The 23450-nt window shown below is 51.0% G+C and carries 22 protein-coding genes; 16 read left to right on the forward strand and 6 right to left on the reverse strand.

Going from position 1 to position 23450, the window contains the following annotated elements; all coding sequences use genetic code 11:
* The first annotated feature begins 3 nt into the window (after positions 1 to 3).
* From A0U42_RS03345 to A0U42_RS03380, 7 genes are all read left to right on the forward strand, one after another.
* Positions 4 to 423 carry an HIT family protein gene (locus tag A0U42_RS03345; protein WP_065359867.1) on the forward strand — a complete coding sequence of 140 codons (420 nt, stop codon included), beginning with the start codon at positions 4 to 6 and terminating at the stop codon, positions 421 to 423.
* A 61-nt stretch (positions 424 to 484) separates the two neighbouring features.
* The gene (locus tag A0U42_RS03350) at positions 485 to 1360 is read left to right on the forward strand and encodes a sugar kinase (RefSeq protein WP_083122249.1); all 876 of its coding nucleotides are present in this window, start codon (positions 485 to 487) and stop codon (positions 1358 to 1360) included.
* A gap of 117 nt (positions 1361 to 1477) precedes the next feature.
* Entirely contained in the window at positions 1478 to 2116 is a 639-nt protein-coding gene (locus A0U42_RS03355; RefSeq protein ID WP_065359868.1) for a bifunctional 2-keto-4-hydroxyglutarate aldolase/2-keto-3-deoxy-6-phosphogluconate aldolase, read from the forward strand.
* Positions 2117 to 2827: 711 nt separating this feature from the next.
* The gene (locus A0U42_RS03365; protein ID WP_065359870.1) at positions 2828 to 3172 is read left to right on the forward strand and encodes a molecular chaperone Hsp90; all 345 of its coding nucleotides are present in this window, start codon (positions 2828 to 2830) and stop codon (positions 3170 to 3172) included.
* 2 nt (positions 3173 to 3174) lie between these two features.
* On the forward strand, positions 3175 to 3615 hold the full coding sequence (locus tag A0U42_RS03370) for an Rrf2 family transcriptional regulator (RefSeq protein ID WP_044503366.1): 441 nt from the start codon (positions 3175 to 3177) through the stop codon (positions 3613 to 3615).
* Positions 3616 to 3635: 20 nt separating this feature from the next.
* Positions 3636 to 4208: a phosphatase PAP2 family protein gene (locus tag A0U42_RS11440; protein WP_083122253.1), complete on the forward strand. Its 573-nt coding sequence runs from the start codon at positions 3636 to 3638 to the stop codon at positions 4206 to 4208.
* Positions 4209 to 4374: 166 nt separating this feature from the next.
* Positions 4375 to 6015 carry a subtype B tannase gene (locus A0U42_RS03380; protein ID WP_065359871.1) on the forward strand — a complete coding sequence of 547 codons (1641 nt, stop codon included), beginning with the start codon at positions 4375 to 4377 and terminating at the stop codon, positions 6013 to 6015.
* 58 nt (positions 6016 to 6073) lie between these two features.
* On the opposite strand, the gene A0U42_RS03385 is transcribed toward A0U42_RS03380, so the two are convergent.
* Both A0U42_RS03385 and A0U42_RS03390 read right to left on the reverse strand, forming a co-directional pair.
* On the reverse strand, positions 6074 to 7372 hold the full coding sequence (locus A0U42_RS03385; protein ID WP_065359872.1) for a lactate racemase domain-containing protein: 1299 nt from the start codon (positions 7370 to 7372) through the stop codon (positions 6074 to 6076).
* 177 nt (positions 7373 to 7549) lie between these two features.
* Complete coding sequence (locus A0U42_RS03390) at positions 7550 to 9640, reverse strand: OPT family oligopeptide transporter (protein WP_065359873.1); 2091 nt, start codon at positions 9638 to 9640, stop codon at positions 7550 to 7552.
* Positions 9641 to 9888: 248 nt separating this feature from the next.
* Between A0U42_RS03390 and pepD the strand changes: the two genes are divergently transcribed.
* The 3 genes from pepD to A0U42_RS03400 all read left to right on the forward strand — a co-directional run bounded on the left by pepD (position 9889) and on the right by A0U42_RS03400 (position 12050).
* Complete coding sequence (gene pepD / locus A0U42_RS03395; RefSeq protein ID WP_065359874.1) at positions 9889 to 11343, forward strand: beta-Ala-His dipeptidase; 1455 nt, start codon at positions 9889 to 9891, stop codon at positions 11341 to 11343.
* A gap of 132 nt (positions 11344 to 11475) precedes the next feature.
* Positions 11476 to 11613, forward strand: coding sequence for a hypothetical protein (locus tag A0U42_RS11625; RefSeq protein ID WP_176698842.1), 138 nt, complete (start codon positions 11476 to 11478; stop codon positions 11611 to 11613).
* 203 nt (positions 11614 to 11816) lie between these two features.
* Positions 11817 to 12050 (forward strand): 4Fe-4S binding protein, encoded by a 234-nt coding sequence (locus A0U42_RS03400; protein WP_044503360.1) that lies wholly within the window; start codon positions 11817 to 11819, stop codon positions 12048 to 12050.
* 7 nt (positions 12051 to 12057) lie between these two features.
* Here A0U42_RS03400 and A0U42_RS03405 read toward each other — a convergent pair whose 3' ends face one another.
* Both A0U42_RS03405 and A0U42_RS03410 read right to left on the reverse strand, forming a co-directional pair.
* Complete coding sequence (locus A0U42_RS03405; RefSeq protein ID WP_065359875.1) at positions 12058 to 12678, reverse strand: hypothetical protein; 621 nt, start codon at positions 12676 to 12678, stop codon at positions 12058 to 12060.
* 11 nt (positions 12679 to 12689) lie between these two features.
* Positions 12690 to 13265, reverse strand: coding sequence for a xanthine phosphoribosyltransferase (locus tag A0U42_RS03410; RefSeq protein WP_065359876.1), 576 nt, complete (start codon positions 13263 to 13265; stop codon positions 12690 to 12692).
* Between the two features lie 174 nt (positions 13266 to 13439).
* Between A0U42_RS03410 and A0U42_RS03415 the strand changes: the two genes are divergently transcribed.
* From A0U42_RS03415 to rpsR, 4 genes are all read left to right on the forward strand, one after another.
* Positions 13440 to 17183 (forward strand): phosphoribosylformylglycinamidine synthase, encoded by a 3744-nt coding sequence (locus A0U42_RS03415; RefSeq protein WP_065359877.1) that lies wholly within the window; start codon positions 13440 to 13442, stop codon positions 17181 to 17183.
* A gap of 160 nt (positions 17184 to 17343) precedes the next feature.
* Entirely contained in the window at positions 17344 to 17628 is a 285-nt protein-coding gene (rpsF, locus tag A0U42_RS03420; RefSeq protein ID WP_044503356.1) for a 30S ribosomal protein S6, read from the forward strand.
* Between the two features lie 16 nt (positions 17629 to 17644).
* A complete protein-coding gene (locus A0U42_RS03425; protein ID WP_065359878.1) occupies positions 17645 to 18088 on the forward strand; it encodes a single-stranded DNA-binding protein in 444 nt (147 codons plus the stop codon).
* A 45-nt stretch (positions 18089 to 18133) separates the two neighbouring features.
* Positions 18134 to 18364: a 30S ribosomal protein S18 gene (gene rpsR, locus A0U42_RS03430; protein WP_044503354.1), complete on the forward strand. Its 231-nt coding sequence runs from the start codon at positions 18134 to 18136 to the stop codon at positions 18362 to 18364.
* A 40-nt stretch (positions 18365 to 18404) separates the two neighbouring features.
* On the opposite strand, the gene A0U42_RS03435 is transcribed toward rpsR, so the two are convergent.
* Positions 18405 to 19655: an amidohydrolase family protein gene (locus A0U42_RS03435; RefSeq protein WP_065359879.1), complete on the reverse strand. Its 1251-nt coding sequence runs from the start codon at positions 19653 to 19655 to the stop codon at positions 18405 to 18407.
* Positions 19656 to 19677: 22 nt separating this feature from the next.
* Entirely contained in the window at positions 19678 to 20556 is an 879-nt protein-coding gene (locus A0U42_RS03440) for a diacylglycerol kinase family protein (protein WP_081651683.1), read from the reverse strand.
* Between the two features lie 186 nt (positions 20557 to 20742).
* Here A0U42_RS03440 and A0U42_RS03445 point away from each other — a divergent pair, with 186 nt between their 5' ends.
* Entirely contained in the window at positions 20743 to 22353 is a 1611-nt protein-coding gene (locus A0U42_RS03445) for a gamma-glutamyltransferase family protein (protein ID WP_065359880.1), read from the forward strand.
* A 69-nt stretch (positions 22354 to 22422) separates the two neighbouring features.
* Positions 22423 to 23436 (forward strand): 1-aminocyclopropane-1-carboxylate deaminase/D-cysteine desulfhydrase, encoded by a 1014-nt coding sequence (locus tag A0U42_RS03450; protein WP_255304092.1) that lies wholly within the window; start codon positions 22423 to 22425, stop codon positions 23434 to 23436.
* The last annotated feature ends 14 nt before the right edge of the window (positions 23437 to 23450 follow it).

Genomic DNA, 23450 nt, shown 5'->3' on the forward strand with positions numbered 1-23450 from the left:
CACATGAAAGATCAGAATTGCGGCTACTGCGTCAAAGGCGAACCGCTGGCTAAGTTTGGCATTTACGTCTGCGATTTATCGGTCAGTATGTTAGTCTTATTCAAAGAACAGAGCCATCCCGGCCGCTGCATCGTCGCTTATAAAGATCATGTCAGCGAAATGACGGAACTTACGGATGAAGAAAGAAATGCTTTCTTTGCCGATGTCGCACGGGCTTCGAAAGCGATTCACGCCGCTTTTCATCCGGACAAAGTGAACTATGGGGCTTATGCCGATTCGGGACACCATTTGCATATCCACTTAGTTCCGAAGTATAAAGATGAATTCGAATGGAACAGCACCTTTGTCATGAATCCCGATCGCGTTTACTTGACAGATGCAGCCTATGAAGATATGATTGATAAAATAAAGAAACAATTGTAAAACTAAGTAACCGGGGACTGTCTGCTGCGACAGTCCCGTCTTATCTCATGGAGGAATCAAAATGAAGAATGTGCTTACTATTGGTGAAGCGATGGGCTTGCTCATCGCTGAAGAAAAGGGGCCCTTGGAATCGGTCGAACATTTTTCCCGCCACGTCTGCGGGGCTGAATTGAACTATGCCGTCGGCATGGCTCGTTTGGGAAACAACGTATCGTATATCTCCAAGGTCGGTATCGATCCTTTTGGCTGCTGCATCGTCAATTTCCTGAAAGAAAATAATATCCGTGAACAGTACGTCTGGACTGACGATGATCATATGACCGGCTTCCAAATGAAGGAAAAGGTCGTCGAAGGCGATCCTTTCGTTGCCAATATCCGCAAACATACGGCATTCTCTCATTTTCAGCCGGCTGATTTAGCCGGGATCGATTGGGCCGGCGTCGATCACCTTCATGTGACGGGTATCCCCCTGGCCTTGTCGGAATCGTGCCGGGAAACGATTTATACACTCATGATGCGGGCCCACAGCAAGGGCGTACGCATTTCCTTCGACCCCAATCTGCGGCCGATGCTCTGGAAATCAGAAGAAGCCATGGCCCGGGTCATCAATGATGCTGCCCAGTATGCCGATATCGTCATGCCGGGCCTCGGTGAAGGCCGGATCCTGACCGGTCGGGAAAGCGAACAGGATATTGCCCAGTATTACCTGCAGCGCGGCGTCCAGACGGTCGTCATCAAGCTTGGCGGCAGCAACGGGACCTATGTTCGGACGGAACAGGAAGAATTGTACGTTCCGAGCTATCACGTGAAACACATCGTCGATACGGTCGGTGCCGGAGACGGCTTTGCCGTCGGCTTTACCAGCGGCCTTCTCGATGGGCTGACGTTGGAAGATGCCGCTCGCAGAGGGGCTGCTATCGGGGCTATGGCCATTTAGGTAGCCGGAGATAATGAAGGTCTGCCGACGAGAGAAAAGTTGGAAGCCTTCCAGGCCAGCCATTCATAATGAATCGTATAGCGATATTTTTTTGAGAGTGTGAGAGGAGTTTACACAATGGATAAGATAGAAGTCGTCAATAAAATCAAAGAAATCGGTGTCGTCGCCGTCATTCGCGGCAACAATCCGGAAGAAGCCGTTGCCATGTCGGAAGCTTGCATTAAAGGCGGCGTCACGGCCATTGAATTGGCCTTTACGACGCCCCAGGCCCACGAAGCTATCCGCGAACTTTCGAAAAAATATGCCGATAATCCCGATGTCGTCATCGGTGCCGGTACGGTTCTCGATGCCGTCACGGCTCGTATTGCCATCCTCGAAGGAGCACAATTTGTCGTATCGCCGGCCCTCGACGTCGAAACGATTAAACTGTGCAACCGCTACCGCGTAGCCGTCATGCCGGGGACGACGACCTTGAAAGACGTCGTAACAGCCCTTGAATGCGGCGCTGACGTCGTCAAGATCTTCCCGGGTGAAGTTGTCGGTATGAAGGCCATTAAAGCCATTCACGGCCCCTTGCCGCAGGCACCGCTCATGCCGACGGGCGGCGTTAACGTCGACAACGCCGGTGAATGGATTAAGGCCGGCTGCGTCGCTGTCGGTGCCGGCGGAGCCTTGACCGGTGGCGGCAAAACGGCTGCTGAAATCACGGAAACGGCCAAGAAGTTCATCGCTGCCGTCAAAGCCGTACGCGCTTAAACCTATATTCCTGTTAAACATACGAAAAGCCTCGGAGATTCGTCTCCGAGGCTTTTTTCTTCTTGAGGCAATGATACTTTTAGCGAAAGCTTCCTTTATCGCCTAAAGAGCTATGGAGCGACCTTGCGGCCTCTGATTCGGTCTTTGCCTCGCCTGCCTCGATATAGTTATGATTAAACTTTGCAACCGCTGCCACGTTGCCGTCATGCCGGGGGCGACAACCTTGAAAGACGTTGCAACCGCTTTTATGCGGCGCTGACCCCATTAAAACCTTCCTCGATGCCCCGTGTGTCAGTCGCGCGGTCATCCACGTCCTTTTCGGACTTTTTCCGCAGTATTTCGATTTTTGCGAGCTCCGAAATGATCGGCCCCTCTTTCCGGATCCGAATTCTTGCTTCTGGTAATTCGTCGTTTTTCGTGTTTTAGCGCTGGACTGGGACAATCTCGTGGCAACACAAATTTTTTATAGACGTTTACACCTGCCGAAATTAGTTTAAATCCCACTTTTGTTTACATAACAAATGGCTTAATGAAGCTGATTATCTAAATTTAAATAATAGTAAATAAATTTAATCTGATTTATTTGTAATTGACGGGGGTTAAGTCGACTATATTGTAATCATTGACATTACTTTTGAAATAAACTATGATTTAGTTGTAATCCTATTGGTTATAACCGATGAATGTACTGTTTTATTAGGAGGTATTATTATGGATAAGAAACTCATCGACTTTATGGTTGTGAAAACGCAGGAATTAGTGGCAGCACCCAGCTGTAACCCGACTCTGAAAAAAGCGGCCCAGGAATGGCTTGATGCTGCTGATAAAGAGGCAGCGACTCCGGCCTATGTGGAAGCCTTGAAGCAAGGTGTATCGACAATTGATGAACTCCTCGGCTTTGCCGGATCGGATACGGCTGCGAAGGTTTTGGGGGCAGATGCTGCTGCTCAGCTCTTGGATCATGCCAAAGATCTTAAAGCCAGTGGGGCTAAGTTCTGTGACTGCCCGGCCTGCACGCCTTCTTTGGCCATTCTCCGTGAAGTGGGGGCTCTTTAAGGATGCAGATTTCCAGTCGCCTTACGATGGCTGTCCACACCTTGCTGTGCATTGCATATTTTGAAAAGACCGAAAAAGTGACCAGCAGTTTCATTGCTTCCAGTGTCGGTACCAATCCGGTCATTATTCGGAACCTGCTTACCCAGTTAAAGGCGGCCGAATTTATTGACGTCAAGCGAGGAGCTGGAGGGGCTACCTTGAAAAAGCCCTTGGAGAACATCAGTTTATACGACGTTTACCATGCCGTTGACTGCATTCCCAGCGATTCTCTGTTTCATTTTCATGAGCACCCCAGTCCCCAATGCCCTGTCGGTAAAACCATCCACCTCAGCCTCGACGATAAGTTGAGTCAGGTACAGCAGGCGATGGAAGAGCAAATGCGCCGCATTTCGCTGGCGGATATGGCCGGGACGATGGCAAAGGCTATTGACAAGCAATGTTGATTTGGTAAAGGGAGGGCAACATGGTTCGACTCATCCTATTTCTTCTGGCTCGCCATAATCTGTGGCTTCGTCCTTTATCGTGGTTTACTCGCTTTGGTCACGGCCTGTTTATCCTCTATGGCTTGGGGGCCTGGTTTCGCCCTAAAAACGAGAAGGAACAACGGAAAGAACGGAAAACGCTGCTTTATTGCTTGTTTTCGGTCATTCTCGCCTCATCTGTTTCGTGGTTCATTGGCAAATTGTGGTATCGGCCGAGGCCTTTTGCTAGCGGTAAAGGAGCTGCTTTAGTTAAACATAAGGCCAATGCCTCTTTTCCCAGCAACCATGCTATGAATAGTATGGCCGTCGCCGTTATGCTGCTTTTACGACGAAACCTTTGGGGGCTTCCGGCCTTGGCCTTGTCCGTCAGTTTAGGCGTTTCTCGTGTCCTCTGCCGCCTTCATTACGTCAGCGATGTTCTCGGCGGATTCGTATTAGGGGCCGGCTCCGGTTATGCCGTTTACCGGAGTAAACGATGTTCACAACTGGCCGACAGACTCCTCTATGACTGGCATATATTTACGTATTTGCTGCGTGTGTTGTTGAGACGATGAAAGGAGACTGTGCATTTGGGCTTTACCCGATGCACAGTTTTTTTGTGCGCCGACGATTTTTGTGAATAATATAGAACAAATTGCCACCATAAAGAGACATTTCTATGCTATACTGAGGAATAGCGAGAGTGAAACTCAAAATGATTCGAGAAAGGTGGTCTTGCATATGAAGCATACCAAGGTAATGGCGGCAGTTTTCTGCTTGTTGATGACCGGCGGGACGGTTTTTGCTGCCGATGGAACCATGACATCGCCGGTGTCGGTAGATGCGACGGCTTCGGCGACCCGGGCTAAGGCCGAGTCCTCTGTCAATGCTGTTTACAGCCTCAATCTGGATACGACAAAATACGAAAAGAAGACGATGACTGTCGACGGCAAGAAAGTGGCTTTTCGAGCCTATGAAAACCGCGTTTACGTAGCTCATCCTGTCGATACGACCTACCAATCGATGAATATTTACGTCCCTGAAGGTTATTTTAAGGGGAAGACAATCAACGGCTATACGGCTAAAACGGCGCCAATTTTTATGCCTAACACTGTCGGCGGCTATATGCCGGGCGAACCGGGGACCCCATCGGAAAAGGATCGCATGACCGGTGGTGCCAACGCTATTCTTACCGCCTTGTCTAAGGGTTATGTCGTGGCCGCTCCCGGAGCGCGGGGACGGACCAGTCAAGGTACTGATGGAACCTATACCGGTAAAGCGCCGGCACTCATCGTCGACATGAAGGCTGCCGTCCGCTACGTACGCCATAATGCCGGCCGTTTACCCGGTGATACGGAAAAAATCATCTCCAATGGGACCAGTGCCGGCGGTGCCTTGTCTTCCCTTATGGGTGCGACGGGGAACAGTTCCGATTATGAACCGTATTTAAAGGCCCTTGGTGCTGCCAATGAACGGGATGATATTTATGCTTCCAGCGTTTACTGCCCCATTACCGACCTCGACCACGCTGATATGGCTTATGAATGGATGTTTAATGGGGTAAACACCTATCACCAGAGTAAGGGCGGTATGATGCCTCCTATGGCACCGGGGGATGCTCCTAAAGAATCGGAGGGAGCTGCCAAGGTTCCCTCAGCTGTTATGAATCGCCCTGATAATGCGCCTATGGAGGCGACGACAGGGACTGAGATGACGGCGGCCCAGCAGCAGGTTTCTAAAGAGTTGAAAGCTGCCTACCCCGATTACATTAACGGACTGCACCTTGTCGATAAAGACGGAAATGCCTTGACCCTTGATGAAAATGGACAGGGATCCTTTGCAGAATACATTAAATCGATTTACATGGCATCTGCTCAAACGGCGCTGGACCAAGGAATCGATTTATCTTCTAAATCGTGGCTGACGATTAAAGACGGAAAGGTTGTCGATATGGATTTAGCCGGTTATGCTCGTGACGTCACGCGGTTAAAGGCGGCTCCGGCTTTCGATGCTTTGGACTTGAGCTCCGGAGAAAATCAGGAATTCGGGACGGCATCGATCGATAAACAGCACTTTACCGACTATGGGGAAAGCCATTCTCTGACGACGGCAACGACGGCGGATAAGGCCATCGTAAAGCTGCTCAATCCTTTGAACTATATCGGCAAGTCCCATGTTCAGACGGCTAAATATTGGCGTATTCGTCACGGCGAGGCCGATCGGGATACGGCTATTGCCGTTCCGGCTGTCCTTGCACTTAGGCTGCATCAGGCCGGCTATGAAGTAGACTTTGCTTCTCCTTGGGGACAAGGCCATGGCGGTGATTATGACCTGGCAGAACTCTTCGCCTGGATGGATAAAGTAGGCCATAAAGGGTTATAATAAGATAGTTTAAACAAAAAGCATTGCCTCAGAATGGACTTGGGGCAATGCTTTTTGGTTACCATAAATTGTCTTCTTCGTTAAACGTCCAAGTAAACGGCTTGGAGATGACGGTCATATCGGACCGGCCTTCGATATCTTCCAGGCAGGAGGTGGAGCACTCGATTTCTTCCAGCTTCAGGGTATTCTTAATGCGCACGACCTTGGCTTTATTGGGATCCGTCAGAAAGGCATGGGCCATGGCCATTTCGATGGCATCTTTGTCGCTATTGCCGTAAAGAGGCAGCAAGGCCATGCGGAATGATTTGGCTGTAATGCAATTGGTGTAAACAGAGGCAAAATCCATCTTGTTGACAAAACGGTAACTGACGATGTCAGCCATACCGCAGCCCGAGCCGTTTCCGTGAGAGGCATCGGTAATGTCGAGGATGACGATTCGTTCGATGTCCGGAGCCAGTGAACGAAAGGCTTCTTCTTGGCTGAATCGTTCTGTCCGCCCGGTGATGTTGGGATCCATCCCGGTGCCGCTGATTTCCTTGCCGATTTCATCGACGATCAGGACATCGATGTGAGGCAGCTTTAAGCGCGGCATTTGTTCTTTTGCCAGGGCCTGCAGGGCGGCGTCTCGTTCGAAAAATTTATCCGTAGGGATGACTTCCAAGGCGGCGATGTCGTCGCTGGGACTCTGAACCATGCCGACGGAAAAGACGACGTTTACCTTGTTTAAGAATACCTTGGCTACCCGTTCCAAGTTGGGGCCAAAGGTATCGTAACCGCGTCCGTGGAAGGCCGAAGCCCCTTTGTGTTTCCCGCAGCCGATACAAATCATCTTCAAGAGACCCGATTCGTGCTCGTATTTAAAGTGGGTGTGAGGTTTAATCTTGTTAAATAAAATGATGCCGTCGGCTTCATAGGCATTCTTGTCGCAGTAAATCGGAAAGCCATCGTCCAAGGTGGCAACGGTGACGACGTCCATGGTCGATAATACCGGGACGCCGAGGTACTCCTCGTTGATTCCGAATTGGGCCAGATGGGCTTTTTGGCCTTCTGCCGTGGCTCCGGCATGACTGCCCATGGCGGGGAAGACAAAGGGGGTTGCCTTCCAGTCCTTGAGCTGATCGCAGAGGACCTTCATAAGCTCTTTATAATGCGGGAGGCCGCGGCTTCCGGCTGTAATGCCGATGCGTTTTCCCTCCAAGGATCTAATGGTTGTCTCATCGAGAGAGTAGAGCTGCTCCTTTAATTGGCCAATGGGATCGGCCAGGTTCTGTGACGGGAAGCTTTGCCGGACTTTTATCATTTCGGGAATGATGATGCCTTCGGTTAAGGACTGTTTATCAAGTTTGGGAAAGTGCAAAGAAAGGACCTCCTTCTGGTGAATCAATAATGGGTTGGAATGCTTGCTTTTATTATACGCGATTGCTCAAAAATATACAAAAAAAGTCCTCGCTGCGAAGACGATAATCGAAGCGAGGATTTTTTTAGAAAAACTTTTTTAATTTCTAACAGAAATTTAATACACCGTATATCTTAATTACTTGTTCGAACCGTTTTCCGGAGTGAACTTGGTGATGAAGATGTGACGGATGAAGATGACGATCATGGCAATGAAGGCGATGAGGCCGAGGATATCGGCTGTCGACTGGAAGTCTTTGCCAACCAAAGCCAAGGGGGTTTCGCTGCCGCCGGAGGTGACAGCGATGACGATGAGCAGGGCGATGATGACGCCCATGAGGCTTTCGCCGACGATGAGGCCGGAAGCAAAGAGGACGCCGCGGTGGTTGCAGGCTTCGACATCTTCTTCTTCATGGCCCGGGCTGCGGCGAGCGGCACGAGCTTTCAAGGAACGATTGACGAAGTAGCCCATAACGGAGCCGATGACCAAAGGAATTTCAAGGGTAGGCGGTAAGTAAATGCCCATACCGATTGCCAGGGGCGGTAAGGCCAGGGCTTTCGTGTTTTTCGTTAACAGTAAATCGATGATGATGGCAACGATGCCGACGCCGACGCCGAAGAGAATGTAATTCCAGTCGAGGCTGGCGCTGAAGATACCTTGGGCAATGGTCGTCATCAAGGTTGCTTGCGGAGCTGCCAGGGCCTGAGTCGGATCCATGCCGGCACGGGGCAGTGCACCCGTAAAGCCGTAAGCCTGATACAAGAGGTTCAGGACCGGAGCGATGGCGATAGCGCCGACGATAGAGCCCAAGATGAGGGCGACCTGCTGTTTCCACGGTGTAGCACCGACGATGTAGCCGGTCTTGAGGTCCTGCAGGTTATCGTTGGAGATCGCAGCGATGCTGACGATAACACTGGTGATGAAGATAGCCAATGCCGTTGCAAACTGGGTTCCCTGGAGGGTTTCAAAGACACCGGCTGAAGAGCCGAGGCCGAGGACGACCAAGGACGAGATGATGATGCCGAGAATGCCGATACCGGAGATTGGGCTGGCGGACGTGCCAATCAAACCGGCCATGTACCCGCAGGCAGCGGCGACGAAGAAGCCCATGAGGATGGCGACTAAGATGCCGATGACGATAAACATGAGGGTGACCGATAAGGAAAGACCGGCGTTGCTTACGAAGTTATAGAAGGTGATGAACAGCCCGATAAGGATAGCCAGGAATACGAGGCCGACCGATTTCGGCGTCATATCGATATCCGTGTGGTGGAGCTGCTTCTTTTCTTCCGTGTCGTTGGCGCGAAGGGCGTCGATCGACATTTTAATGCCGTCGACGACCGGTTTGGCCAAGCGGATTAAGGTCCAGACAGCGGCGATACCGATACAACCGGCACCGATGAAGCGGACTTTCTGAGCCCAAATTGTCTGGGCAAAAGCAGCTGCCGATTGGCCTTCAGCCGGCGTCAGCATCGAAGTCAGATAGGGAACGAAGACGTACCAGGACAAGAGGGTACCGACTAAGATAGCGATACCGCTGGTGATGCCGATGAGGTAGCCGGCGCCGAGAAGGGCTGTTGAAAAACCGAGCGGAATCTGGGTGACGGCTTTGCCGAAGTGGAGCCAGTAGCTGAATTCCGAGGAGAGGACGTGGAAGCCGTTGGAGCAAATGCTGAACAGGCCGGCCAGGGCAGTACCGCCGACGATGTCTTTCATGCCCGTTTCCTTTTTAGTTCCCGTTTCTCCGGCCGCTTCTTCTTTGCGGATTTCACTGCCGACTTTTAAGATTTCAGCAGCAGCTCGGCCTTCCGGATAAGGCAGGTCGCTGTTGACGACCATGGCACGGCGGAGGGGAATCGTAAATAAGACCCCGAGAGAACCGCCGCAGGCGCAGAGCAGTAACGTTTCCATGAAGGGGAATCCTTGCCAGTATCCCAACATGAGCAAGCCCGGCAGAATGAAAATGATTGCAGATAAGGTGCCGGCAGCTGATGCCTGCGTCTGTACCATGTTGTTTTCCAAAATGTTGGAATCTTTGAACATGCGCAGGATTGCCATGGAGATGACTGCAGCCGGAATGGACGAGGAGAACGTCAGACCGACTTTTAAGCCCAAGTATACGTTGGATGCCGTGAAGATAACGGTGATCAGGGCCCCGAGAATCATCCCGCGGGCGGTTAATTCCGGCATACTTGGGTAGTTCACAGTCAAGTTTGATTGTGGTTTCATAGAAAAACCTCCCAAATAAGAATTAATGAGTACAAAAATGTACTAACACAATAACAATTATATTATACTCATTTTTTGTGCATTTGTCATATATCAAAATGTACACTGGACACGGAAATTAGCTTGTATAATTACTTTTTCGCAATTTATATTCTACATTATGGAATTGTAGCTTGAAAAGGGCCGCCGTGGTATAATAAAAAGCGATTACACAAGTAGAAAGCTACTTTTGAAGGGAGCGTTATACTATGCATGATAATGAAATTATTGAAGGCATTATTGCCGAATTTAAAGGACTCGCCAAACATCCGCGTCCGTCTCATCATGAAAAAGCCGTCAGCGATTACATCGTAAGCCGCCTTCGTGAATTAGGCGTTACCGACGTCATTCAAGATGACGTTTACAATATCGTTGCTAATGTTCCGGCCAGCAAAGGCTGTGAATCTTGGCCGATTACGGTCCTTCAGGGCCATATGGATATGGTCTGCGTCGCCAAACCGGGCGTCGACTTCGACCCCTTGACGAGTGAAATAAAATTAGTCCGTGAAGGCAATATCCTCCGTGCCGACGGTACCAGCCTCGGCGCCGATGACGGCATTGCCGTAGCCCTGTCGCTGTACCTCATTCAGCAGGACATTCAGCACGGACCGCTTCGTCTCATCTTTACGATTGATGAAGAAACGGGAATGACCGGGGCTATGAATTTGGACCCGAAACACGTTCAGGATGTAAAGTATATCATCAACTGTGACTCTGAAGATATCGGCATGCTCGGCGTCGGTTCGGCCGGCAGCGTCCATACCCACTTCAACCGCCCCATCCATTGGCAGGCACCGAAAGGTAAACAGGCGTTTACCATTGAAGCCAAAGACTTTGTCGGCGGCCATTCCGGCGAAACCATCAATCGCGGTAAGAGTAACGCCATCAAAGCCTTGAGTTTAGCCCTGCGCCGAATCGCACAGGCCGGTATCGCTTATACACTGGCTTCTATTGAAGGCGGCGTTGCTGCCAATGCCATTCCTTCCCAGGCATCGGCTGTCATTGTAACGGCTGACGAACAAGCCGAATCGTCCATTAAACAGGCGGTTCAGGAAGAACAGGCCCAGATCGCTGAAGTTTACGGCAGTGTGGAATCGAAGGCTCACTTCGTCGTAACGGCAGCCGATGTACCGGCTAAGGCATTCTCTGAAGACGATACCAAAGCCGTCGTAAACCTGCTCAACATCCTCCACTGCGGCGTCTTTGCCATGAATCAGATGCTGCCCAAACTGCCGGATTTGTCGGCTAATATCGGGACGATTCGCACGGAAGAAGACGTCGTCGCCATTCAGTACTTCCCGCGGGCCTCGTCTGACGGCCGTTTACGTGAATTTGCCCTGACCCTGCCCGTTTTTGCAGAGCTTACAGGCTGCACTATTGACTTGGCTACGCCGGAACCGGCTTGGGCCGAAAATCCCAAGAGTAAACTGGTTCCCTTGTTTGCCGACGTGTATCGTGAAGAAGCCGGCAGAGATCCTCGCATTGAAGCCATGCACGGCGGCCTTGAAACGGGATATCTGTTCTCCATGAATCAAGACCTCGATATCATTTCCGTCGGGCCGACGACCCACGACATCCATAGTGCCGACGAATCGGTGGAACTCGACACGGTCGCCCTCTTGACCCGCATCGTAGCCAAGGCCTTGGGAAAACTCGACAAATAATTGAATGATGTAAACTGAAAATAAACGTGCCTGCCTTACAGAAGACGTAAGGCAGGCGTTTTTTATGGGGTTACCAGGTCGTTTAAAGTCTCGCCTAAGACCTCTAAGTTGACCGGAAGGTGATTTTTAGGAATGGGCGCCGGCTTCCTACTCATCGGGACGTCTGAATTCTTGTCGTCAGGGCCGCTTTTTGAAGAAATGCACGACAAGTGCGATTTTGCCAATCGCGTCATGGTCTTTACGCCGGAAAAATGCACCCAGATGATCTGATGTAAAGACATTTACACGACGTTTAGTCTTCAATGGCGTGCGTGTTTTTATGAAGGCTTCAGATTATCAATGTGATTTTAACCATAAGAAAGCCCTCAAAAGCTGCCAGTGCATGGCTGCCTTTGAGGGCTTGTTGTTTTTGCAACGGTTTTATTCGGTCATATTTGATATAATAGGACTGTATATAATAAGGGGGAATGAACATGAGTAAAACCCATATTGATGAATTGGTGTCTCCCGATTATTTTAATCGGAAAGAGTGTGAAGGCTGCGGCTGCTGCATCAGTATCTGTCCGTACGACGCCTTGTCCATGGAAACCTGTGCCGACGGGGTTGAACGGCCTCGTGTCGACATGACCAAGTGCCTTCGCTGCAACCGCTGCGTCGATGCCTGTGAAATTTACAAGTGCTATGGCCCGACTTCGGAAGCGATATGATTCGCCGTTATTCGCGGCCGAATAAATACTTTGTGTCGTAGCTTAAATCCATATACTGGGCAATCGTCTCGTCGTCGAACCCGTATTCTTCCGACTTGCGAGTCAATTTGCCCCATTTCATCTGCATTTTTTTCTTGGGCGGCAAGGGTTCTTCGTATTCGATGCGAAGTTCCTGCGCTTCTTGGGAGCGGTCCTGTACTTTTACGAATAAGCCCTTATCGAAGGTCAACTCGTAGATTTTGCGGAAGGCATGGGGGAGCTGGAAGCCAAAGGGGACGAAGTATTTGTCGATGAAGCCGTTGGCAATCAAGATGGAGCCGCTGTAATCGATGACGTGTTCGAGGTCGTATTTCAGGTCGCCGGCCGGAGAATGAAAGGCTTCAGGCAGAACGCCGTCGATAGCCGGGGGCTCCATGCCGTTGTTGTTGGTCAATAACTTATGAAGGGTCAGCATTTTTTCGTCGTTAAATCCGAAGACGGCTGTATATCCGCGCAGGCACGCTTCGTTATACATGATGGGATGAAGGCCGAAATCTTCGATATTAAAGAAGTCGTCGACCTTTTCGATGGCGACAATGCTGAGTTTGAAGGTGGCAAAATCGAAGCCGTCAAAAAATTGAGCGCGCATGATAAGTCTCCTTATTCGACAAAGATGGGCGTGTTGTTTTCAAAGCGGGCGATTCTGGCTAAGGATTCCACACGGAAACCGGCTTTTTCAAGGGTTTCCCGACCGGTCTGGAAGGTCTTTTCGACGACGATGCCGATGCCTTTAACGGTGCAGCCGGCCTGAGCCGCAATCTGCGTAAGACCGACGGCTGCGGCGCCGCTGGCCAAAAAGTCGTCGATGATGAGAACCGATTCCCCTGCATGGAGATAGTCTTTGCAGACCGTTGCCGTGTACTCTTCTTCTTTCGTATAAGAGTAAATTTTTGCCGTATACTGTTCACCCTTGGTGAGCAGTGATTTTTTTTTGCGGGCAAAGACGACCGGGCAATTGTTCATGGCAAGGGATGCCGCATAAGCGACGGCAATGCCTGAAGATTCAATGGTGATGATGCGGTCGATGTGAACATCCTTGAAACGGCGGGCAAATTCCTGGCCGACATGATTGATAAGAGCCGTGTCGATTTGCTGATTCAAAAAGCTGTCGATCTTTAAGATACGATTGTCAATAACCAGACCGTCTTGTAAAATTCGCTGTTTCAATTCTTCCATTACTTCCGAGTCCTCCCTGGTGATGAGAAATGGTCAACCTTGTCTACTATAATAGTACTAGTCTAATACGATTTCATAGGCAAGTCAACAAAATTCTAAGTTTACTTATGGATTTAAAACGGGTATACTAAGGTTGTCTATTGATAAGTATCTATCTTTGAGGGAGGTTATGACATGCAGTCTATTCGACGTTTGTATGTTGCCAAGAAAGGTATTTTTGCTGATGAGGCAAAGCGATTACTCACTGATTTACAGGAAAACTTGTTGATAAAGGGGTTAACTGATATTCACATTTTCCACCGCTACGACGTATCCGGTCTCGATGATGCGGCTTTCGAAGCGGCTAAAAATATGATCTTCTCGGAACCGCCTGTCGATGCCGTTTACGATACACTGCCGACTCGTGAAGGCGATACGGTCCTGGCTGTCGAATACCTGCCCGGTCAATATGACCAGCGTGCCGATTCAGCCGTTCAGTGCCTGCAGATGCTGACCATGAAAAATGACAGCCTCGTTCGGACGGCACAGGTTATCGTCCTGTCCGGCGAATTGTCGGATAGCGATGTTACGGCAATCAAGAATTACTGCATCAACCCCGTTGAAGCTCGTGAAGCTTCTTTGGAACCGGCGACTTCTTTGGAACTGGCTTGGGAAAAGCCGGCTGACGTCCCTACTGTCGAAGGCTTTATCTCCATGGATGATGCGGCCTTGACCGACCTTTCGGCGCAGATGGGCCTGGCTATGAGCTTCGACGATTTGAAGTTCGTCCAGACGTACTTTCGCGACGAAGAAAAACGGAATCCGACGATTACCGAAATCCGAGTCATCGATACGTACTGGTCAGACCACTGCCGTCATACGACGTTCATGACTGAACTGACGGACGTTTCTTTTGAAAAAGGAACCTTTACGGCTCCTATACAGCGGGCTTATGAATCGTATAAGACGACGCGGGAAAACCTGAACCGCAAGAAACCTCAAACCCTCATGGATATGGCCACCATCGCCGTCAAAGAATTGAAAGCTGCCGGTAAACTCGATAATCTCGATGAATCGGAAGAAATCAATGCCTGCACGATCATTATTCCCGTCGATGTCGATGGCGTCGAAGAAGAATGGCTGCTCTTATTTAAAAACGAAACCCATAACCACCCGACTGAAATCGAACCGTTCGGCGGCGCTGCGACCTGCCTTGGCGGTTGTATTCGCGACCCCTTGAGCGGCCGTTCCTACGTCTATCAGGCCATGCGCGTAACCGGTGCCGGCGATCCTCGTCAGGCTGTCCAGGATACACTGGTCGGCAAACTGCCGCAGCGCAAACTGACGACAGGCGCTGCCAAGGGATATAGCTCGTATGGCAATCAGATCGGCTTGGCTACGGGTGAAGTCAAGGAATACTACAACCCGGGATTCGTCGCCAAACGTATGGAAATCGGCGCCGTCCTCGGTGCAGCTCCGCGGAAGAACGTCGTTCGTGAAGAACCTCTTCCCGGTGATATCATCATCCTCCTCGGCGGCAAGACCGGCCGTGACGGCTGCGGCGGTGCCACGGGTTCTTCCAAGAAACATACCGTTGAATCCTTGGAAACGTGCGGTGCTGAAGTCCAAAAAGGGAACGCCCTGACTGAACGAAAGATTCAGCGCATGTTCCGCCGCCAGGAAGTCACGACGCTTATCAAGCGCTGCAATGACTTTGGCGCCGGCGGCGTTTCCGTCGCTATCGGCGAATTGACGGACGGCCTCGACATCAACCTCGATAAAGTTCCCAAAAAATACGAAGGCCTCGACGGAACGGAATTGGCTATTTCTGAATCTCAGGAACGAATGGCCGTCGTCGTAGCCCCGGAAAATGTCGATAAATTCATGAAATATGCTGCTGAAGAAAATCTGGAAGCGACGATTGTCGCCGTGGCTACCGATACCAAGCGGCTGGTCATGCACTGGCGCGATCAGAACGTCGTCAATATTACTCGGGCTTTCCTCGATACCAACGGCGTTACTCAGCGGCGCAAGGCTTTGGTCACGGCACCGGAAGATAAGGATTTCTTCAAGGCACCGGATGTAAAAGACGTCGCTAAGACCTGGCTCGATACGATGGGAACCTTGAACATCGCCTCCGAACAAGGCCTGGCCGAACGCTTTGACAGCACCATCGGGGCTCGCACGGTCCTCATGCCTTTCGGCGGTAAATATCAGAAGACGCCGGTCGAAGGGATGGTCGCTAAGATTCCCGTAGAATACGGGAATACGACGACGGCCAGCATTTTCACCCACGGCTACGATCCGGACCTCGCTATTTGGAGCCCCTTCCACGGTGCTCTCTATGCCGTCATCCAGTCCATTGCTAAACTCGTTGCCCTCGGCGGCGACCGTAAGAAAGTATACCTTACGATGCAGGAATTCTTCCAGAGCCTGGGCAAAAATGAAACGGCCTGGGGGCAGCCGGTCAGCGCCCTCCTCGGTGCCTTCGTCGCTCAGCAGGTCATGGAAGTCGCCGCCATCGGCGGTAAGGACAGCATGAGCGGTACCTTTGAACACCTCACCGTTCCGCCGACCCTCGTCTCTTTCGCCATTGCACCGGAACATACCGATCATATCGTATCGCCGGAATTTAAGGCTGCTGACGATGCCGTCCTCCTCTTCGATTTGCCGCGTGACGGCGAAGGGATGCCGGACTTCGATACCTTTAAACAGCATTGTGACTTCCTCCATCAAGCCGTCATCGACGGTAGGGTCAAAGCCATGCATGCCGTCGGTCAAGGCGGCATCGCAGCTGCTGTGGCTCAGATGGCCTTTGGCAACCGAATCGGCTTCGACGTCGATGCAGACTTTGATGTACAGGAACTGTTTAACCTCCGTTACGGCGCCCTCTTGGTTGAAACCGACAGTGCGACGGCTGCCGCATGGAGTAAACGCGAGCAGGTCAGCCTGGTCGGCAAGACGACCACGTCGGCAAATATCACGGCCGACGGCGTAACGATTGCCTTGAGTGACCTTCAGGAAGCTTGGGAAAAAACGCTGAATCAGATTTTCCCGATTAAAGATAAGGATGGCCAAGGCGACGCCGAACTGCCCTTGTTTACCACCTATGGTCCTCGCCGCAGTGAAGCCTTTGGCGCTCCGCACGTCTTTATTCCCGTTTGCCCGGGAACGAACTGCGAATATGACTCGGCAGCTGCCTTTGAACGGGCCGGCGCAACGACAGATGTCATGGTCCTTCGCAATAACACGCCGCAGGACCTGGCCGAATCGATTGAAGAAATGGCAAAACGCATGGCCAAGGCACAGATCATCATGTTCCCCGGCGGCTTCAGTGCCGGTGACGAACCGGAAGGTTCGGGCAAGTTCATTGCCACCTTGTTCCGGAATCCGGCCCTGTCCGAAGCCCTTGAAAGTCTCTTGTATCAGCGCGATGGCTTAGCCCTCGGCATCTGCAACGGCTTCCAGGCTCTGATTAAGCTCGGTCTCCTGCCCTATGGCAAGATTCAGCCTTTGAAGGCCGACAGCCCGACCTTGACGTACAACTCCATCGGCCGTCACCTGTCCCGCATGGTCGACACTAAAGTCGTTTCGGTCATGAGCCCTTGGTTCAGCAGCTGTAAAGCCGGTGATATTCACACCGTCGCTATTTCCCATGGGGAAGGCCGCTTTATTGCGACGCCGGAACAGATTCGTGAACTCGCCGCCAAGGGTCAGATTGCAACGCAGTACGTCGACCTTTCCGGCAAAGCTTCTTATGAAAGCGAATACAACCCGAATCAATCGGTTCTGGCCGTGGAAGGCATTACCAGTCCCGACGGTCGTGTCCTCGGCAAGATGGCTCATACGGAACGGTTCAGCGCCGACGATGTCTTTAAAAACATTGACGGCAATAAGCTCCAACCCATCTTCACATCCGGCGTAAACTACTTTAAATAAATGTAACTGAAGACAGTCTTTCCTGCTTTTGACGGCGGAAAGGCTGTCTTTTTTTCTTGCATTCCGTATAGGTCTGTGATATAATTAAAAAGCTTGATTTGTGTCAAGCTCCTAACCCTTCTTCGGGAAGGGTCATATGTCCAAAAGAGGAGGTGATTTCGTGAACAAGTACGAAGTCATGTTTATTGCACGACCGGTCGAAGAAGCAGAAGTAGATCCCATCGTTGAATTGGTATCGAACCTTCTTACCAAGAACGGCTGCAGTATCGAAAAGGTAGATCGTTGGGGGAAACGCCATCTGGCATACCCTGTTAAGAAACAGGCTGATGGCTACTACGTTTTGATTAACTTTGAAGGCGAACCTGAAGTCATCAAAGAAATCGACCGTGTCATCAAGATCCACGATACTATTCTGAAACACTTGATCGTCAAGATCGACGAATAACCGGAGGCGCAAAGGTATGAACTCAGTACAATTATTAGGGAATCTGGCTCGGGACCCGGAAATCCGTTTTACGAAGACCGGACGGGCTGTCGCTATGTTTACCGTTGCCTGCACGCGGTCGTATGTTCCGACCGGCAGTTCAGAACCGCGGGAATTAACTGATTTTATTCCTTGTGTTGCTTGGGGTAATTTGGCGGAAAACTGTGGCAATAACTTGACCAAAGGCAGCCGTGTCTTCGTTCAAGGCCGTATCTCGGTCCGTTCTTATGACGGCCAGGATGGTCAGAAACGGTATCGCACGGAAGTCGTTTGCGACTTTGTTGCCCAGACAATGGGATCAGAACATCAGCAAGCTGCTGCTCCGGCACAGTCTGCCAGTGTAGCGCAGCCGAAACCGGCTGCTGCCGGTGCCGGCTTTGACAGCATGGGCTCCAGCACAGATGAAGAAATCCCATTCTAAAAGGTCAGACACGCCCCTTCTAATTCTTGAAGGAGGAAACTATACATGAGAAGAGATCGCTCGAGAAAACCGAGAAGAAAAGTATGCAGCTTCTGCGTTGATCATGCTGAACTGATCGATTACAAAGATACTGCAAAGCTTCGCCGTTTCACAACAGAACGCGGTAAAATCTTGCCGCGCCGTATTTCCGGCGTTTGCGCTAAACATCAGCGTAAACTGACTGTTGCTATCAAACGCGCACGTGCTATCGCACTCTTGCCGTACACGGCTGAATAATATAAAAGACTGTCGCTGAGCGACAGTCTTTTTTTTGCGATTAAATTTTCTTTCCGTTTACATAACGGGCGACGATGTTGCGGTCGTCACCGTCGTAAATGAATTGCTGAAGCTTTTCAAAGGGGGTCCGTTCCAGTCCTTCGATATCATCGTCCATGTGGATGACTAAGGCGTCAAAATTGAAGCCTGTTTCGAAACTGCCTGTATTTCCATAAAAACGGCCGGGGCCCTTCGTGGCCAAGTACAAGCCTTCACCGATGGTGAGGGCTTTTTCTGACGGATGATTCAGTGCATAGAGCTTTGAAATTTCGAGGCTCAAGGCGATTTGCTTGTTCATGGCCGGGGTATGGCCGGCGGCGACGTCACTGGCGATGGTGCAGGTGAGGCCCTTGGTTAAATTTTCGCGAAGGGGCATGATGCCGCTGGTCAGATTGGCATTGGACTGAGCGCAGTGCGTTAAGTAAACGTCTTTTTCTTTGAGTAAACGCTTTTCTTCGTCAGACAGATAGATGGCATGAGCCATCAGCGTTTTATGTGGGCGAAGCAGCCCAAAAGCATCGTAAACGGCAGTGTACGACGGCAGGTCCGGGTGGAGCTCTTTGACCCAGGCGACTTCGTGACGGTTTTCTGACAAATGGGACTGGACGGGAAGATTGTATGTTTCGCAGAGGCGGCCGAGGCCGGTCATCAGCTTTTCTGTCGTCGACGGGACGAATCGCGGCGTCGCGATGAAGCGAATGCGGTCTAATTCTTCGCGGCTGCGGAGAACGAGTTCTTCTGTATCGGCTAACGAGCGTTCTGTATCTTCTAAGAGGTAGTCCGGGCTGTTCTGGTCCATGTTTACTTTCCCGACGTAGCCTTTTAAACCCATATCTTCGGCAATGCGCATGAGGTCCCAGGTGGCCTCCTTATGAATGGTGGCAAAGGCCGAAAAACATAGCGTCCCTTCGGCTTTTAAACGCGCCAAGAAGGCACGGTAAACACGGGCAGCAAAGTCCGTGTCGGAAAAGCGGCCTTCCGTGGGGAAGGTATAGTTTTCCAGCCAAGGCAGGAGCTCTTCGTCAAAGCCCAAGCCGCGGTTGATGTACTGCGGCGCATGGATGTGGAGGTCGATAAAGGCCGGGATGATGATGTCCTTGCCGTAATCGACGACCGATGAAGGGGCTGCATGAGCCGGAAGGTCTTGGAAAAATCCCAGGACCTTACCGTCTTCGACTTGGATATATTGATTTTCAAGGATGATGAATTCTGCTAGCGATGGGGTATAGAGAAAATTTCCTTTTAGAAACATGTAAACTCCTTTTTTTGCTTGTTTACTCCGGAACGTAGACCGATAAGAAGGATGGAAGAACCTTAATATCGAGGGGAAAAGACGGGCCCGAATCTCCGTCCATATTGGTTGAAAGGGGATGATCGCTCAGAAGTTCAATGCGAACTTCTTCCAAGGCTTTTAAGGTCATCAATTCCGAGGTCAGGGGCTGTCCGGATAAAAATTCCGGAATGACCTTGATTAAATCCAGGTAGTTGAAATCTTTAAAGATTCCCAGCCAAATCTTTCCGTCATCGACTCGCGCCTGGGGTGCCAGATTGCGGAAGCTGCCGACAGAGTTGGTCAGCATGGCGACGATGAGGGGCGATCGGTAGACGGAGGAACCTTCCGGCGTCGTGATTTTAAATAAAGATGTTTCATGGGCCTGCATGGCTTTGATGCCGGTCAGAAAATAAGCCAACGGGCCGAGGCGGGTCTTCTGCTCGATGGATACGTGGCCCACGGCTTCGGGCATGATTCCGGTGGCAATGGTATTGATGAAGTAGCGGTCATTGGCTTTTGCAATATCGACTTTGACGGTCTTGCAGCGCGGCAGGATATCAATAGCGACTTCCGGGTGGAGGGGGATGTTTAAGGCCCTGGCCAAGTCGTTGATGGTTCCCAAGGGAATAAATCCGAAGTCGATCGGTTTATTGGCCTGGGCCAGTCCGTTTATCGTTTCGTTGAGGGTTCCGTCACCGCCCATAGAGAAGACGGCATCGAATCCGATCAGGGCAGCTTCCTTTGCCCATAGGGTGGCGTCTCCTGCCTGCTCTGTTTCTCGTAATTCCACGTCGTCGAACATGCTCTCCAACTGGCGTCTTAAATTTTCTTTGTGGTATTTTGCTCTCTCACGCCCTGCTGTAGGGTTGATGATTAACATACACCGTTTCAACTTGCTTCTACTCCTTACCTTGTAAATTCTTCTCGAAATGCATGATGCAATTACTATTATAACGAGAAAAAAGCCGTTCGTGAAGGTGGCGGACAAGGATTTGTCTGAATTTTGTCGAAGTCTTTCTTTAGATGGGTTTCCGCTTAGTATTTTTTAGAAAAGGAGTAAGGTCTTATGAATTTTGATGGTACTGTCTACCCTTATGGATCTCATCGAGAGGTAGTTTACGGCCGCCGGGGCATGGTCTGCACGTCTCAGCATTTGGCTGCCCAGGCCGGCCTCGATATGTTGAAACGAGGGGGGAACGCCGTTGATGCAGCTTTGGCGACGGCCATTTGCCTGACCGTTTTGGAACCGACCAGCAATGGTTTGGGGAGCGATGCCTTTGCCCTCCTTTGGATGGATGGGCAGTTGTACGGTATCAATGGCAGTGGTTGGTCTCCGGCAGCCCTGACGCGAGACCGATTAGTCACTGAAGGATATGAGGAAATGCCCCTGCGCGGCTGGTACCCGGTCATGGTGCCCGGAGCGCCTGCGACGTGGGCCGAAGTGCATCGCCGGTTCGGTAAACTCCCGTTTAATGAATTATTTGAACCGGCCATCACCTATGCTCGGGAAGGGTTTGTGGTCATGCCTAATTTGGCCGCCATGCTGGCTTACAGTGCCGACGCCTTTCGAGATTATCGGGAGGATCCGCTTTTTCGCCCCTTGTTTGATACCTTCTTTCCCCAAGGAAGGACGCTCCAAGCAGGAGATATCCTGACCCTGCCGGACCTTGCGAACTCGTTGGAACTCCTGCGCGACAGTCATTGCCGCTCCCTTTATGAAGGCGAACTGGCTCAAGATATAGTTCGCTGGTCCATCGAAACAGGCGGCCTTCTTCGCGACGCTGATTTGTCGGAATACCGCCCCCAGTGGGTAGATCCGATTCACACCGAATATCGGGGCTATGATGTATGGGAAATCCCGCCCAACGGACACGGATTAGTCGTCCTCATGGCACTCAATATTGTAAAGGGGTTTACTTTTGATAAACAACGAGACAATGCCGAATCGATTCACCGTCAGATTGAAGCCATGAAATTGGCTTTTGTCGACGGAAGAAAGTACATTGCCGATCCGCGGTTTATGAAGACGGCCGTTTCCGACTGGTTGTCTGATTCGTATGCCGAAAAGCGTCGAAGAATCATTCGCGACCAAGCCTTGATGCCGGAGGCCATCGATGTAAACTCCGGCGGTACCGTTTACTTGTGCAGTGCTGACAGTGACGGAAATATGGTGTCTTTCATCCAAAGCAATTACAATGGCTTCGGTTCGGGCATCGTCATTCCGGGTCGCGGTATTTCTCTCAATGACAGAGGGCATAATTTCTCCATGGACACAGCCAGTGACAACTGTCTCGGCCCGAGAAAAAAATCGTACCACACGATCATTCCCGGCTTCTTGACGAAAGATGGGAAGGCTGTCGGTCCTTTCGGTGTCATGGGAGCCTTTATGCAGCCCCAGGGACAGCTGCAAGTCTTGCTGAATACCATTGACTACCACCTTAACCCCCAGGCGGCCCTTGATGCGCCTCGTTGGCAGTGGGTCGGCGGCAAAACGATTGAAGTCGAGCCGGATATGCCGCAGGATGTCATCGACGGACTGCGGGCACGGGGCCATGATATCGTCGTCAAAGGCGATATTCAGACCTATGGCCGGGGGCAGATTATTTGGCGCAGTGAAGCGGGCGTGCTGGCCGGGGGAACGGAGCCTCGGGCAGATGGGACCGTGGCTGCCTGGTAAAGGGCATTTCTTTTCTTCTCGTCTAAAATATGATAGGATGGAGAAAACAAAAGGAGGTATTATTCCCCAATGAAACCGATGAAACCAAAACTTTCCTTGTTAGACACGGCACCGACGCCGCTCCAGTATTTATCCGGCTTGTCACAGGAGTTATTTCGCGAAATATACATTAAACGCGATGATTTAACGCCCTTTGGCGGCGGCGGTAACAAGCTGCGCAAATTAGAGTATTTGATGATTGAAGCTTTGAATGCTCAGGCCACGACCATCGTTACCGTCGGAGCACCCCAGACCAACCACGGCCGGTTGACAGCGGCTATAGCGGCCAAATTCGGTCTGCACTGCATCATCGTCACCGTCGGAGAGCCCGAAGCTGAATTGAGCGGCAATTTATTCTTAGATGGTATCTTTGGGGCCCGCGTCGTTTTGAAGCGCGATGATGGCCGCGACAAAGATGTTCAATTGGAAGAAACGGCCAAAAAGGTCATCGAAGCCGAAGTAAAGAAGGGTGAACAAGTTTACTTCATCCCCATGGGCGGCAGCGATACGACGGGCCTTCTCGGTTATATGGACTGCGCTCGCGAGCTCGATGCCCAGGCTAAAGAACAGCAAATCAGCGGGGCTACGGTCTACGTTCCCGTCGGCAGTATGGGGACCTATCTTGGACTGTATTGCGGGCTTAAATCGATTGAATCTGATTTAAAGCTGATCGGCATTGCCGTCATGCCCTTTGATATGGAAAAATTAAAGGCCTACTTTACGCAGGCCAAAGAAGAATACGGATTTAATTTTGAAGGTGACTTCCACGTCGAAACGGGATATGTCGGCAAGGGCTACAATGAGCCGGAACCGAGGATTCGGGAAGCCATTTATACCATGGCCCGTCATGAAGGCATTTTGCTCGATCCCTGCTATACGGGGAAGATGTTTGCCGGTGTCCTGTCGATGATTAAGGAAAAGAAAATCAAGTTGGGACGCCAAGTCATCTTGCTCCATACCGGCGGTATGCCCGGCCTGTATGCAGCGCCTCATCGGGAAAAAATCGAACGGGACGTGAAAGATCAGATCCAAGTCATAAAATAAGGACAAGAAAACTC

Source organism: Megasphaera sp. DISK 18, from assembly GCF_001682955.1.
Classification (GTDB): Bacteria; Bacillota; Negativicutes; order Veillonellales; family Megasphaeraceae; genus Megasphaera; species Megasphaera massiliensis.

Bases quoted from the DNA above. Each gene is read 5' to 3' on its own strand.
- A0U42_RS03345 (WP_065359867.1), top strand. From the start codon at position 4: ATGAAAGATCAGAATTGCGGCTACTGCGTCAAAGGCGAACCGCTGGCT.
- A0U42_RS03450 (WP_255304092.1), top strand. From the start codon at position 22,423: ATGAAACCGATGAAACCAAAACTTTCCTTGTTAGACACGGCACCGACG.
- A0U42_RS03390 (WP_065359873.1), bottom strand. From the start codon at position 9,640: ATGAAACCACAATCAAACTTGACTGTGAACTACCCAAGTATGCCGGAA.
- A0U42_RS03350 (WP_083122249.1), top strand. From the start codon at position 485: ATGAAGAATGTGCTTACTATTGGTGAAGCGATGGGCTTGCTCATCGCT.
- A0U42_RS03370 (WP_044503366.1), top strand. From the start codon at position 3,175: ATGCAGATTTCCAGTCGCCTTACGATGGCTGTCCACACCTTGCTGTGC.
- A0U42_RS03445 (WP_065359880.1), top strand. From the start codon at position 20,743: ATGAATTTTGATGGTACTGTCTACCCTTATGGATCTCATCGAGAGGTA.
- A0U42_RS03410 (WP_065359876.1), bottom strand. From the start codon at position 13,265: ATGGAAGAATTGAAACAGCGAATTTTACAAGACGGTCTGGTTATTGAC.
- A0U42_RS03440 (WP_081651683.1), bottom strand. From the start codon at position 20,556: ATGTTAATCATCAACCCTACAGCAGGGCGTGAGAGAGCAAAATACCAC.
- A0U42_RS03415 (WP_065359877.1), top strand. From the start codon at position 13,440: ATGCAGTCTATTCGACGTTTGTATGTTGCCAAGAAAGGTATTTTTGCT.
- rpsR (WP_044503354.1), top strand. From the start codon at position 18,134: ATGAGAAGAGATCGCTCGAGAAAACCGAGAAGAAAAGTATGCAGCTTC.
- A0U42_RS03380 (WP_065359871.1), top strand. From the start codon at position 4,375: ATGAAGCATACCAAGGTAATGGCGGCAGTTTTCTGCTTGTTGATGACC.
- A0U42_RS03355 (WP_065359868.1), top strand. From the start codon at position 1,478: ATGGATAAGATAGAAGTCGTCAATAAAATCAAAGAAATCGGTGTCGTC.
- A0U42_RS03435 (WP_065359879.1), bottom strand. From the start codon at position 19,655: ATGTTTCTAAAAGGAAATTTTCTCTATACCCCATCGCTAGCAGAATTC.
- pepD (WP_065359874.1), top strand. From the start codon at position 9,889: ATGCATGATAATGAAATTATTGAAGGCATTATTGCCGAATTTAAAGGA.
- A0U42_RS03400 (WP_044503360.1), top strand. From the start codon at position 11,817: ATGAGTAAAACCCATATTGATGAATTGGTGTCTCCCGATTATTTTAAT.
- A0U42_RS11440 (WP_083122253.1), top strand. From the start codon at position 3,636: ATGGTTCGACTCATCCTATTTCTTCTGGCTCGCCATAATCTGTGGCTT.
- A0U42_RS03425 (WP_065359878.1), top strand. From the start codon at position 17,645: ATGAACTCAGTACAATTATTAGGGAATCTGGCTCGGGACCCGGAAATC.
- A0U42_RS03405 (WP_065359875.1), bottom strand. From the start codon at position 12,678: ATGCGCGCTCAATTTTTTGACGGCTTCGATTTTGCCACCTTCAAACTC.
- A0U42_RS03365 (WP_065359870.1), top strand. From the start codon at position 2,828: ATGGATAAGAAACTCATCGACTTTATGGTTGTGAAAACGCAGGAATTA.
- A0U42_RS11625 (WP_176698842.1), top strand. From the start codon at position 11,476: ATGGGCGCCGGCTTCCTACTCATCGGGACGTCTGAATTCTTGTCGTCA.